Source organism: Halomonas sp. HMF6819, assembly GCF_044335525.1.
In the GTDB taxonomy this organism is placed as follows: domain Bacteria; phylum Pseudomonadota; class Gammaproteobacteria; order Pseudomonadales; family Halomonadaceae; genus Vreelandella.
On sequence record NZ_JBIQVY010000002.1, the window covers coordinates 122876 to 136099 of the forward strand.

General features: G+C 62.3%; 10 protein-coding genes. 9 read left to right on the forward strand and 1 reads right to left on the reverse strand.

The window, feature by feature from the left end:
* The first annotated feature begins 358 nt into the window (after positions 1–358).
* The 6 genes from aceE to ACGLWX_RS06560 all read left to right on the forward strand — a co-directional run bounded on the left by aceE (position 359) and on the right by ACGLWX_RS06560 (position 8762).
* On the forward strand, positions 359–3031 hold the full coding sequence (aceE, locus tag ACGLWX_RS06535; protein ID WP_396238338.1) for a pyruvate dehydrogenase (acetyl-transferring), homodimeric type: 2673 nt from the start codon (positions 359–361) through the stop codon (positions 3029–3031).
* A gap of 56 nt (positions 3032–3087) precedes the next feature.
* Positions 3088–5232: a pyruvate dehydrogenase complex dihydrolipoyllysine-residue acetyltransferase gene (gene aceF, locus ACGLWX_RS06540; RefSeq protein WP_396238340.1), complete on the forward strand. Its 2145-nt coding sequence runs from the start codon at positions 3088–3090 to the stop codon at positions 5230–5232.
* Positions 5233–5452: 220 nt separating this feature from the next.
* Entirely contained in the window at positions 5453–6106 is a 654-nt protein-coding gene (gene adk, locus ACGLWX_RS06545; protein ID WP_396238342.1) for an adenylate kinase, read from the forward strand.
* A 106-nt stretch (positions 6107–6212) separates the two neighbouring features.
* Positions 6213–6911 carry a tRNA (adenosine(37)-N6)-threonylcarbamoyltransferase complex dimerization subunit type 1 TsaB gene (tsaB, locus tag ACGLWX_RS06550; protein ID WP_396238344.1) on the forward strand — a complete coding sequence of 233 codons (699 nt, stop codon included), beginning with the start codon at positions 6213–6215 and terminating at the stop codon, positions 6909–6911.
* Positions 6908–7627 (forward strand): class I SAM-dependent methyltransferase, encoded by a 720-nt coding sequence (locus tag ACGLWX_RS06555; RefSeq protein ID WP_396238346.1) that lies wholly within the window; start codon positions 6908–6910, stop codon positions 7625–7627. Before tsaB ends, ACGLWX_RS06555 begins: the two co-directional genes overlap by 4 nt.
* A 16-nt stretch (positions 7628–7643) precedes the next feature.
* Positions 7644–8762, forward strand: a complete 1119-nt coding sequence (locus ACGLWX_RS06560; protein WP_396238348.1) for a phosphatidylserine/phosphatidylglycerophosphate/cardiolipin synthase family protein — start codon at positions 7644–7646, stop codon at positions 8760–8762.
* Positions 8763–8766: 4 nt separating this feature from the next.
* Here the strand turns inward: ACGLWX_RS06560 and ACGLWX_RS06565 are convergent, their stop codons facing one another.
* The gene (locus tag ACGLWX_RS06565; protein ID WP_396238350.1) at positions 8767–9456 is read right to left on the reverse strand and encodes a YecA family protein; all 690 of its coding nucleotides are present in this window, start codon (positions 9454–9456) and stop codon (positions 8767–8769) included.
* Between the two features lie 85 nt (positions 9457–9541).
* Between ACGLWX_RS06565 and ACGLWX_RS06570 the strand changes: the two genes are divergently transcribed.
* From ACGLWX_RS06570 to ACGLWX_RS06580, 3 genes are all read left to right on the forward strand, one after another.
* The gene (locus ACGLWX_RS06570) at positions 9542–10093 is read left to right on the forward strand and encodes a SprT-like domain-containing protein (RefSeq protein ID WP_396238352.1); all 552 of its coding nucleotides are present in this window, start codon (positions 9542–9544) and stop codon (positions 10091–10093) included.
* Positions 10094–10258: 165 nt separating this feature from the next.
* Positions 10259–12208: an acetate--CoA ligase gene (gene acs, locus ACGLWX_RS06575; protein ID WP_396238354.1), complete on the forward strand. Its 1950-nt coding sequence runs from the start codon at positions 10259–10261 to the stop codon at positions 12206–12208.
* Positions 12209–12465: 257 nt separating this feature from the next.
* Complete coding sequence (locus tag ACGLWX_RS06580; protein WP_252106281.1) at positions 12466–13128, forward strand: response regulator transcription factor; 663 nt, start codon at positions 12466–12468, stop codon at positions 13126–13128.
* The last annotated feature ends 96 nt before the right edge of the window (positions 13129–13224 follow it).

The following is a 13224-nucleotide window of genomic DNA, read 5'->3' on the forward strand; positions in this document are numbered from 1 at the left end:
TAAAACGGTAGTTTGACTACATTCGTGGACTTAAAATGCTTTGGAAATGCCTTCCGAAACAGCTATGTTGCGGTGCAATATGTTGTTTTGGATGGAATTTCCATTGCGCGAGAATTGGCAGAATAGCGACTTTGCGGTATCTTCTATATACAAAAGGCTAACCTGCATGGCCCCTGTGTAACTCCCCTACATTTGAAGGCGCCGTTTACCTCGCAAGCGCGTTGAATGTAGAACCAAAAACCTGTTAGACGCGCAAGCTCGGCCTCACTATCGGCCCTGGCGGCTCAACGTCGCAGCCGCCCCATCCCCAAAAGGGTAGCGGGCGTATTGTCATTTATCGTCATTCGGAGAGACCTCTATGAGTCTGGAGACAAGAGAAGATCTCGATCCGGTCGAAACCACGGAGTGGCTTGAATCCCTGGAATCGGTTCTGGATCGTGAGGGCGAAGATCGCGCCCGCTACCTGATGACCCGCCTGGCGGATCGTATGCGTCGGGACGGGATGAAGGTGCCCTTCTCGGTGACGACCCCGCACCGCAACACCATTCCGGTTCATCGCGAAGCGCAGATGCCGGGCGACCTATTCATGGAGCGGCGCATCCGCTCGCTGATCCGCTACAACGCGATCGCTCAGGTCATCCGCAACAACCGCGCAAACCCTGGGCTGGGCGGCCACATCGCAAGCTTCATGTCCTCGGCCACGCTCTATGACGTGGGCTTCAACCACTTCTTCCGCGCCGCAAAAGACGACTTCGCGGGAGATCTGGTCTACATCCAGGGCCACGTGGCACCGGGCATCTACGCGCGCTCCTATCTGGAAGGCCGTCTCTCTGAAGAGCAGATGGACAGCTTCCGCCAGGAAGTCGACGGCGACGGCCTCTCTTCTTATCCGCACCCTTGGCTGATGCCGGAGTACTGGCAGTTCCCGACGGTTTCTATGGGTCTGGGCCCGATTCAGGCGATCTACCAGGCGCACGTGATGAAGTATCTGCATCATCGCGAGCTCAAGAACATGTACGACCGCAAGATCTGGTGCTTCATGGGCGACGGCGAGTGCGACGAGCCGGAATCCCTAGGCGCGATCTCGCTGGCCGGGCGTGAAAACCTCGACAACCTGATCTTCGTTATCAACTGCAACCTGCAGCGCCTCGACGGGCCGGTGCGCGGCAACTCCCGCGTGATGGACGAGCTCGAAGGCGTGTTCCGCGGTGCCGATTGGAACGTGATCAAGGTCGTCTGGGGCCGCCACTGGGACCCGCTGTTCGAAAAGGACAAGAAGGGCGTTCTGCAAAAGCGGATGGACGAAGCCGTCGACGGCGAGTACCAGAACTACAAGGCCAACGGTGGCGCTTATACTCGCGAGCACTTCTTCGGCAAGTACCCGGAAACCGAGGAGATGGTCAAGGACCTCTCCGACGAGGACATCTGGAAGCTCAACCGCGGCGGCCACGACCCGTTCAAGGTCTACTCGGCCTACCACGAAGCCGTGAACACCCAAAACGGCAAGCCCACCGTCATCCTGGCGCATACCGTCAAGGGTTACGGTATGGGTAGCGGCGACGGCGAAGCGGCCAACGAAGCCCACCAGGTCAAGAGCATGGAGTACGAAGCGCTGAAGAAATTCCGCGACCGCTTCGGTATTCCTCTGTCTGACGAGCAGCTCAAGGAAGTGCCGTACTACAAGCCCGAGGAGGATTCCCCGGAGCTCAAGTACATGCACCTGCAGCGCGAGCGTCTGAACGGCTACCTGCCGGCGCGCCAAAGCGATTTCGAGGCGCTCGAGATTCCGAGCCTCGAAGACAAGACCTTCGCCTCGCAGCTCGGCGGCTCCAAGGGCCGCGAAGTCTCCACCACCATGTCGTTTGTGCGTGTGTTGAACGGCCTGGTCAAGGACAAGAAGCTCGGCAAATACGTCGTGCCGATCATCCCGGATGAAGCGCGTACCTTCGGTATGGAAGGTATGTTCCGCCAGCTCGGTATCTACTCCGCGGCGGGGCAGAAGTACGAGCCGGTCGATAAAGGCCAGATCATGTATTACCGCGAGGACCAGAAAGGTCAGGTTCTCGAGGAAGGCATCACCGAGGCGGGCGCGATGTCGGCCTGGATGGCGGCCGCTACCTCCTATAGCAACAACCACGTCACATTGCTGCCGTTTTACATCTACTACTCGATGTTCGGCTTCCAGCGCATCGGTGACCTGGCCTGGGCGGCGGGCGATTTGCAGGCGCGCGGCTTTATGGTCGGCGGCACCGCCGGGCGTACCACGCTCAACGGCGAAGGTCTGCAGCACCAGGATGGCCACAGCCTGATCCAGGCCTCGACCATTCCGAATTGCCGTAGCTACGACCCGACCTACGGTCACGAGGTTGCGGTCATCGTTCAGGACGGTTTGAAGCGCATGTTCACCGACAAGGAGAACTGCTTCTACTACCTGACCGTGATGAACGAGAACTACGAGCATCCGGAATTTGAGGACGTGCCCACCGAGGATATCGTCAAGGGCATGTACTTGCTGCGCGAAACGAAAGGCGACAAGGGCCGCGTTCAGCTTCTGGGCTCCGGCACGATCCTGCGCGAGGTCGAAGCCGCCGCCGAGCTTCTGGCCGAAGACTGGCATGTGGGCGCTGACATCTGGAGCGTGACCAGCTTCAACGAGCTGCGCCGCGAAGCGCTGACGCTCGATCGCGAAGCCTTCCTGAACCCGGATGCCGAGGTTCAAAAGCCGCACGTTACCAAGTGCCTGGAAGGGCGCGACGGGCCGGCCATCGCCTCGACGGACTACATGAAGCTTTACGCCGATCAGGTGCGCGCCTGGGTACCCACTGAGTACACCGTGCTGGGCACCGACGGGTTCGGCCGCTCCGACACCCGCGAGAAGCTGAGAAGTTTCTTCGAGGTGGATCGTCACTTCGTCGTCGTCGCCGCTCTGCGCGCACTTGCCGAGCGTGGCGATATCGAACGCAAGCTGGTGGGCGAGGCGATCGCGAAGTACGGCATCGACGCCAGCAAGCCTAACCCGCTGATCAGCTAAACCGCAGCCCGGCGGGTTTACCCGCCGGCTCGATCCGATTTGGAAGGAGCGCGACCTTGAGTAGCGAAATCATCAAAGTTCCCGATATCGGTGGCGATACCGATGTCGAAATCATCGAGATTGCGGTGTCAGAAGGCGACGTCATCGAAGCGGAAGACGCCCTGATCACGCTGGAATCCGACAAGGCCAGTATGGATGTGCCCTCGCCCAAGGGCGGCAAGGTCGTCAAGGTGCTGGTCAAGGAAGGCGATAAGGTCTCCGAAGGCGACGACATCCTCGAGCTTGAAGTCGAAGGTGACGGCGACGATAGCGACGACGCCGAAGAGCCGGAAAGCGCCGACGAATCAGAATCGCCAGACGAGCAGGAGAGCGCTGACGAGCCGGATAGCCAAAAGAGCGAGAAGAGCAGCTCTTCAGCCAAAAAATCCGGTGGCGGCAAGCAGACCGTGGACATCGTGGTCCCGGATCTGGGCGGCTCGGAAAATGTCGAGATCATCGAAGTCGCCGTAAGCGAAGGCGACAGCGTCAACGCTGAAGACGCGCTGATCACGCTGGAGTCCGACAAGGCGTCGATGGACGTGCCGAGCCCGCACGGCGGCAAGATCGTCAAGTTCACCGTCAAGGAAGGCGACACCGTCTCCGAAGGCGACGTGATCGGTCAGATCGAGATCGAAGGCGAAGGCAGCGATGACGACGACACCGCTGATGAGAGTGCTGGCGATAGTGCCGACGACGAGCCCAAGGCCTCCGCCGATCAAAACGACGTTGCCACGCCGGACGATGAAGAAAGCGACGACGAGGACGACGGCGACGACGAAAGCGGCGCTACCGAGCGCAAGGAAGTCCGCGTACCGGATCTTTCCGGCTCCTCGGACGTGCCGGTCATCGAGATTGCGGCGTCTGTTGGCGACGAGATCAACGAAGAAGACGCGCTGATCACGCTGGAGTCCGATAAGGCGTCTATGGACGTGCCGAGCCCCTATAAGGGCAAGCTGGTCGAAATCAGCGTCAAGGAAGGCGATACCGTCTCCGAAGGCGACGTCATTGCCTACATCGAAGTGGCGTCCAGCGGCGGCAAAAAATCTGCCAAAAAGCAGGAGAAGAAAGCCGCTTCTGATAAGCAGACCGAGGGCAGCGCCAAAAAGTCCGAAGCGAAGGCCGACAGCGGCAAGAGTAAGGGCGGCGGCAAGGGCGGCAAGGGCGGCAAGAGCGAGAGCCTCGGCGGCTCGCCGAGCCCAGAGGCGGCCATGGCGGCGCACAAGCCCCGCGATGGCAAGCTCGTCCACGCCGGCCCCGCAGTGCGCATGCTCGCTCGTGAGTTTGGCGTCGACCTGGAGCTGGTCAAGCCCAGCGGCCCGAAAGAGCGCATCCTGAAAGAGGACGTGCAGGCTTACGTCAAGCAGGCGCTGTCTCAAAAAGAGAGTGCGCCGGCTCAGTCCGGTGCTCAGGCCTCAAGCGGCGGCGCGGGTATTCCGGCGGTGCCGGAGGTCGACTTCAGCCAGTTCGGCGAAGTGGAAGAGAAGCCGATGGGGCGTTTGCTCAAGATGGGCGCGACCAATCTGCACAGAAGCTGGCTCAACGTGCCCCACGTGACCCAGTTCGACGAGGCGGACATCACCGAACTCGAGAACTTCCGCAAGTCGATGAAGGCCGAAGCCGAAGCCCAGGGCGCAAAGCTCACGCCGCTGCCGTTTTTGGTCAAGGCGTGCGCCTTTGCGCTGCGCAAGTTCCCGCAGTTCAACGTCAGCCTCAAGGGCGACGGCGAGACGCTGGTGTGGAAGAAGTACGTCCACATCGGTATCGCCGTGGATACCCCGGAAGGGTTGATGGTGCCTGTGCTGCGCGATGCCGACAAGAAGTCTCTGATCGACATCGCCAAGGAGATGGCCGAGCTTGGCAAGAAGGCGCAGAGCAAGAAGCTCAAGCGTGACGAGATGACCGGCGGCTGCTTCACCATTTCGAGCCTCGGCTCGATCGGCGGCACGGCGTTCACCCCGATCGTCAACGCGCCGGAAGTGGCGATCCTGGGCGTGTCGAAGTCGCAGATGAAACCGGTCTGGGACGGCGCCGCCTTCCAGCCGCGTTTGATGATGCCGCTGTCGCTCTCCTACGATCACCGTGCGATCAACGGTGCCGACGCTGCGCGCTTCACCGCGTTTTTGGCCGACGTACTGACCGACATCCGCCGCCTGCTGCTCTAAGCACGCAGCGACGGATGGCCAGCGGCGCCCATTTTTATGGGCGCCGCTTGCGTTTTGATTCTTCCAGCGGTGACCCGGCGCCGTTAAGGCGAAAAAAAGCCGCTCTCTGAGGCTTTTGGAGAGTTGTGCCGCTGGGGTCGCCCGGTTATTGTCTTTGCATTCTCTTTTTACTTTGAATGCTATCCACCTTTGCACGTTTTACGACTCGAGGAGCAGTGCCATGCGTTTGATCTTGTTGGGTGCCCCAGGCGCGGGTAAGGGAACCCAGGCCCGATTCATTTGCGAGCGGTTCAAGATTCCGCAGATCTCTACCGGCGACATGCTCCGCACGGCGATCAAGGACGGCACCGAGCTCGGTTTGAAAGTCCAGGAAATCATGAAGGCCGGGGGCCTGGTGTCTGACGACATCATCATCGCGCTGGTGAAAGAGCGCATCAGCCAGCCCGACTGCGAGAACGGCTTTCTGTTCGACGGCTTCCCCCGCACCATTCCCCAAGCGGATGCGATGCGCGAAGGCGGCGTTAAGATCGACCACGTACTCGAAATCGCCGTGCCGGACGAAGAGATCGTCGACCGTATGGCGGGCCGACGCGTGCACCCGGCCTCTGGCCGCGTCTACCACATCGACCACAACCCGCCGAAAGAGCCGGGTAAGGACGACGTCACCGGCGAAGCTCTGATCCAGCGTGAGGACGATCAGGAATCCACCGTGCGCAACCGCCTATCGGTCTATCACGATCAGACCGAGCCGCTGGTGGACTACTACCAACAGTGGGCCGAGGCCGAGCCGGACGCCGCGCCGCAGTATCACCGTGTGAAAGGCGTGGGCAGCGTCGCCGATATTACCCAGCAGGTGAAAGACGCGCTAAGCTAACCCTCACTAAGCGCCGACGCTCGCCGCCGGCGCCGCTTCTTTTTCGAGTGTCGAAGGCCGGGCGTTACGCGCTCGCGCCTTTTGCCGTTTGGAGTATCTAGTCGCCATGTCGTCATACCTTCTCGCCCTGGACGCCTCGTCGAGCGCCTGTTCAGCGGCGCTGATTCGCGCCGAAGGCGAGCACCGCGAGTGCCTGGCGCGCTTCGAGCACACCCCGCGCGCGCATACCAAACGGCTTTTGCCGATGATCGATGAAGTGCTGGCGGAGGCCGGTATTACACCAAAAGAGCTCGACGGCGTCGCCTACGGCCAGGGGCCGGGGTCGTTCACCGGTCTGCGAATCGCTGCGGGGACCGCCCAGGGGCTCGCCTTCGGGCTCGACTGCCCGCTGGTCGGGGTATCGACGCTCGAGGCGCTGGCACTCCAGGCCCATCGGCGCTATCACTTTCGCCATATCGTCACCGCGCTGGATGCGCGCATGGGCGAGGTCTACACCGCCGCCTGGCGCTGCCGAGAGGACCAGGCGAGCCTTTGCGACGAAGAGGTGGTGATCGACCCCACCCGCGTCATGCTACCGGACCAGCAAACCGACTGGATCGGCGTCGGCTCGGGCTTCGCGCTATGGACGCAGTTCGACGATCTTTTGAAGGCGAGCATGACCCAGCACCTGACGGATCTCGAACCCCGGGCCGAGGAGATGGCCTGGATTGGCCTGCGCGGGCTAGAAGCCGGCGCCGGCCGCGCGCCCATCGAGGTACAGCCGGTATACCTGCGAAACGACGTGGCCTGGAAAAAGCCCGCGTGAGCGCAGATCCGGGACCCGAGGCCGTACTGCCCGAAGGGCTTTCGCTTCAAACCGTGGACGGACGTTTGGCGCTTTGCGGCGACCCTAAGGTGTTTGGCCACCCGCTGAGCGTGGACTTCGTTGGTGGCAAGGCAGGGCACCGGCGCCAGTTCGGCGGCGGGCGCGGCCAGCTCGTGGCAAAGGCGTGCGGGCTCGCTAAAGGCGTGACGCCGAGTATTGTGGACGCTACCGCCGGGCTTGGCCGCGACGCTTTCGTGCTGGCGAGTCTCGGCGCGCCGGTGCTGCTCATTGAGCGGGTGCCGGCGATCGCCGCGCTGCTGCGTGACGGTTTGGCGCGGGCGCTGTTGGATACCCAGGTGGGAGAGATCGCTGCGCGCATGTCGCTCAGCCACGGCGACAGCGCCACGTCGCTTGCCGCACTGATCGACGAGGCGGCGTTCGAGCCCCAGGTGATTCATCTCGACCCGATGTTCCCGCATCGCGACAAGTCGGCGCTGGTGAAAAAGGAGATGCGTCTTTTCCAGCGCCTGGCCGGCAGCGACGACGACGCGCCCAGGCTTTTAGAGCAGGCGCTGGACGTTGCCACCCACCGGGTGGTGGTCAAGCGCCCGCGCAAGGCGCCGCCGATCGAGGGGCCGGCGCCCAACCATACGCTGGCGGGCAAGACCAGCCGATACGACCTCTACGTGCACCGTTCGCTCGCCAAATCACGTTAACGCCCAAGGAATCGCCATGTCGCCTCTATGGCGCGACGGTAATCGCTTCACCCTGCTGCCGGAAGCGGCGGTATTTCTGCCTGACATGCTCGAGGCGATCGATACCGCCGAGCACTACGTGCTGGTCGAACTCTATCTGATGGAGTCCGGCGAACTCGCTGACCGACTGAGCCAAACGCTGATCGATGCCTGCGCTCGCGGCGTGCAGGTGTATCTGCTGCTCGATGGCTACGGCGCCATGGGCCTTGAAAACGCGGACCGCACATGGCTGATGCAGGGCGGTGTGGCACTGGCGTTTTTCAACCCGCTGGGGCTTCACTCGCTGGCGCGCAATTTAAGCCGCGATCATCGCAAGATCGTGGTGGTCGACGGGCGCGTGGCGTTCACCGGCGGCTTCGGCGCGGTGGACGAGTTCCTGAACGCCTGGTACGAGATCGCCGTGCGGGTAGAAGGCCCGGCAGTGGCAGACTGGGAGGCGCTGTTTCGACGGCTGTGGCGCTCGAAGCTGACCCGCCACGACAAACAGAGCCCGCGCCCGGCGCTCGCCCCGCGCCTGGCGCCGCCGCACTTCGAGGACGGCGCCCCCGGGCGGGTGATGCCGGCGCGCGGCTACCGCTACCAGGCGATTCGCCACTCACTGCACGCTCAGGTGCGCGCCTCGAACACCAGGCTCTGGCTCTGTACGCCGTATTTTGTGCCCACCTTTGCGCTGCGACGGCGGCTGGCCCGAGCGGCCAGGCGCGGCGTCGACGTGCGCCTGCTGCTGCCAGGGCAAAAGCACGACCATCCGGGCGTGCGCTACGCGGGCCAGCGCTTTTATCAGGCGCTATTGAAAGCCGGCGTGCGAATTTTCGAATTCCAGCCGACCTTCATTCACGCCAAGTTCGTGCTGGTGGACGACTGGGTCAGCATTGGTTCCTGCAACTTCGACCACTGGAATCTTCATTACAACATGGAGGCGAACCAGGAGATCCGCTCGCCCGCCATGGCGAGCGAGGTGCAGGCGCTTTTTGAGCGCAACTTCGCCGCAAGCGACGAAGTGGACGCCCGCGCCTGGGCGGCCAGGCCCTGGCCCCAGCGCGCCCGCGAGTGGCTTTACGGGCTGCTGGACGCGGTGGTAACGCGCTTGAAATAGTGGCCTAGCGCTTTGGGCCCCTGGGCGGTTTTTTGCCGCCGGCTGGCTTTTTTGGGCGCGGCTTGGGCTTGGCGGTTTCTGGCGGCACGCGGTAGTGCAGGTACAGGTCGAGCACGAGTTCCGGCAGTTGGCCGACCAGCTCCTCCTGGCGGGCGGTATCCTTGGAAAGCTCTGCCATGTCCGGCTCGTCGTCGAAAAGCCCCGAGAGCAGCATGAAGGGCAGCAGCAGCGTGGCGGCGGCCTCTTCATCGTCCTGAAACCAGGCCGCTTCGTCGCTGAACACCGCTTCCATGAAGCCGGCGCACCAATCCCCGATCGGCGTCTCTTCCGGAGCGATGCCGTCAAGGGTCAGCTCGAACGGCAGCTCCGGCAGCCCACCCTGCTCCAGCACGCTAATCGCGTTGTCGCGAAGCCGGGTCAAAAGCGCGGTGATCTCCTCGCGCTCGGCGTCGCTCTGGTAGTTGGGCTCGCCCTGAAACAGCTCTTCGAGCCAAGTCTCGGCGGGTTGCTCGCTAGGGGCCACGGCCAGCGCCACCAGAAAGCCGTGGGCGGAGATCAAGTCCAGCGCATCCTCGCCCACCTGGTCGGAGTCGAGGAAGTCGTCGAGCCGGTCGAGCTCGTCGTCGGCCAGCAGCGGCTCCGGTGGAAGCTGCTCGGCGTGGTCACTGCTCGCATCAGAAGGCGGCTTTGCCATAAAAGGCCTCGTTCGATCGGTTTTGAGAAATTCGGCGCGAGCACTCACACTCATGAGCGTCACTTCAAGGGTCAGTTTATCATCAATGAGCCGTTCACCACTGCCCGCCTGGCCGCCGGAGCGATTAAACGCGCTGAGCGCCTCCGAGCTGCTCAAGGCCGCCCAAACTCGCGTCGACGAAGCGCTTGCCTGTGCCCGTGACGTCCATCCGGCGCTGCCCGCCCCGACGGTGTGGTTCGATTTGAAAGGCGCCAGCGCCGGCCAGGCGCACCTGGGCCGGGGCGGCCTGCGCTTTAACCAGGCGCTGCTGCTGGATAACCGCCAAGCGTACTTCGACGAGGTCATTCCCCACGAAATGGCCCACTGGCTGGTGTTTCACTTGGAAAACGGCCCGCGGCTCAAGCCCCACGGGCGCGAGTGGCAAACCGTGATGCGCGAGCTTTATGGGCTCGTGCCGCGAGTTACTCACCGCTTTGATATCGCGCACAGCCAGCGCCGGCCCTACCACTACCGCTGCGCCTGCCAGAGCCACTATTTTACCGGCCAGCGCCACGCCCAGACGCGCCGGGGGCGGCGCTATGCGTGTAAAAAATGTGGCGCAGCGCTTCGCTTTATTGCCGAAAGTGAACCAAAATAGAGCATTAAGCATCTGTTTTATATGGCAAAATGGCTACTACCAATGTCTAAGGGGAAGGGGCCTTAAGTAGGTTTATGCTGAATCATCAATAAAGGTAAGCCACGCTCCCGACGCTGTGGCTTAACGTTTTAAAATCACTGCATTTTCACGGATCGAGGCTGTGTCATGAGCGAGCATAAAAACGTCTATCCGGTGCGCGATCATATCGCTTCCAACGCGTGGGCCGATCAGAAAACCTATCAGGCTCTCTATCAGCGCTCCATCGATGACCCGGAAGGCTTCTGGGCCGAACAGGCCAAGCGGCTCGAGTGGATCAAGGCGCCGAGCACGATCAAGAACACCTCCTTTGCCCGCGACAATGTCGATATCCGCTGGTTCGAGGACGGCACGCTCAACGTCGCCGCCAACTGCCTCGACCGTCATCTCGAAAAGCGCGGCGACCAGACCGCGATCATCTGGGAAGGCGACGACCCGAAAGATTCCAAGCACATCACCTACCGCGAGCTGCACGCGCGCACCAATCAGCTAGCCAACGCGATGAAATCATTAGGCATAGAGCGTGGCGATACGGTGACGCTCTACATGCCGATGATCCCTGAAGCCGCCATGGCGATGCTCGCCTGCGCGCGCATCGGCGCGGTGCACTCGGTGGTCTTCGGCGGCTTCTCGCCGGACGCGGTCGCCCAGCGCGTGATCGGCGCCGATTCCAAACTCGTCATCACCGCCGACGAGTCCGTGCGCGGCGGCAAGCAGGTGCCGCTGAAAGAGAACGTCGACGCCGCGTTGACCCGCGACGGCACCGACGTTTGCAAGAACGTGCTGGTGGTCAAGCGCACCGGCGGCGATATCGAGTGGAATGAAGGCCGCGATCTCTGGTTCGATGACCTGGTCGATCAACAGTCCACCGAGTGTGAGCCCGAGGCGATGGGCGCGGAAGACCCGCTGTTCATTCTCTATACCTCCGGCTCCACCGGCGCGCCGAAGGGGCTCAAGCACACCACCGGCGGCTACCTGGTCTACGCGTCGATGACCCACCAGTACGTGTTCGATTATCAGGAGGGCGAGGTTTACTGGTGCACGGCGGACGTCGGCTGGGTCACTGGCCACAGCTATATCGTCTACGGGCCGCTGGCCAATGGCGCGACCACGGTGATGTTCGAAGGCGTGCCGAGCTACCCAAGCCACGGGCGGATCGGCGAGATCGTCGACAAGCACAAGGTCAATATCCTCTACACCGCGCCGACCGCGGTACGCGCGCTGATGGCCCATGGCGATAGCGTGATGGATTCGAGCTCGCGGGAGTCGCTGCGCATTCTCGGTTCGGTAGGCGAGCCGATCAACCCGGAAGCCTGGGAGTGGTTCTACCGCGTGATCGGCGACGAAAAATGCCCGATCGTCGATACCTGGTGGCAGACCGAAACCGGCGGCATCATGATCGCACCGCTGCCAGGCGCCATGGATCTCAAGCCCGGCTCCGCGACACGGCCGTTTTTCGGTGTCCAGCCGGCCCTGGTCGACAACGAAGGCAACATTCTCGAAGGAGCCACCGAAGGCAATCTGGTGATTCTGGACGCCTGGCCGGGGCAGGCGCGCTCTATCTGGGGCGATCACGAGCGCTTCGTGCAGACCTACTTCTCGACCTACGACAACATGTACTTCACCGGCGACGGCTGCCGGCGCGACGAAGATGGCGATTACTGGATCACCGGCCGGGTCGACGATGTGCTGAACGTCTCCGGCCACCGCATGGGCACCGCCGAAATCGAATCTTCGCTCGTGGCGCACAGCGCCGTGGCCGAAGCCGCGGTCGTGGGCTTCCCCCACGACATCAAGGGCCAGGGTATCTACATCTACGTCACCGTCAACGACGGCGTCGAGCCCAGCGAGGAGCTCAAGAAAGAGCTGACCCAATGGGTGCGCAAGGACATCGGCCCGATCGCCTCGCCGGACGTGATCCAGTGGGCGCCGGGGCTGCCCAAGACCCGCTCCGGCAAGATCATGCGCCGGATTCTTAGAAAGATCGCCGCTAACGAGTGCGACGGCCTGGGCGACACCAGTACGCTGGCCGACCCCTCGGTCGTGGACGATCTGATCGAGCATCGCGCCTCGAAGTAGCGTTTCAAAAAGTGCGTCGATTCAGGCGCCAGGGAATGCACGCGTTAAAGTGTCAGCTATGGTAAGTTGAGCGCAGGTCATAACCGCTCGGGTGCCGGCTTCACGCCGGCACCGCTTTTTTTAGCGCCAGACCACCTGTGATAAATTGTGCGTGGTGGTGCTTTTGTATCTCAAAGCCCATGGGGTACCATGCTTCAACCGAATGAGCCAGTCGCTGCGGCGAAGACTTCCCGCGCTCGTGGAACCGGAGGAATATCATGGCAGTAGCCCATAAGTTTATCGTCGCAGACGATCATCCGCTGTTTCGGGCAGCGCTCACTCAGGCGTTGCGTCAGTTGGCTCCCCAGGCCGAGATCGTCGAAGCCGATACCATGGACGCTACGACCGAGGCGGTTAGCCGCCACCCCGACGCCGACCTGATCCTGCTGGATCTGCACATGCCCGGCGCCCACGGCTTTTCCGGGCTGATCCAGCTGCGCGGCCATATGCCAGACGTGCCGGTCGCGGTGGTCTCCGGCAGCGACGAACCCTACGTGGTTCGCCGCGCCATCGACTACGGCGCCTCCGGCTTCATTCCCAAGTCGTCGTCTCTTGCGCTGATCGCCGAGGCGGTGGGCGAGATCCTGCAGGGTGAGGTGTGGCTACCGGAAGCGCTGGCGGGGATTCTGGAAGAGACCAGCGAAGAGGAGTCGCGCTTTGCCGAGGCGATCGCCTCACTCACGCCGCAGCAGTTTCGGGTGCTGAACATGCTCACCGAAGGGCTCTTGAACAAGCAGATCGCGTTCGAGCTCAACGTGTCGGAAGCCACCATCAAGGCGCACGTTACCGCGATTTTGCGCAAGCTCGGCGTACACTCGCGTACCCAAGCCGTCATCGCCGCCCAGAAGCTCGAGGTCGAGCCGCCAAAAGTCGAATCCTGAGTCCTTATGCTGTTAGAGAGCCTCGCTTATGGTCGCCATAAGCGAGGTTTTCTTTTTGCGGACAGGGGGGCTTTGCCGCGAGCCCGAGCGACCCTA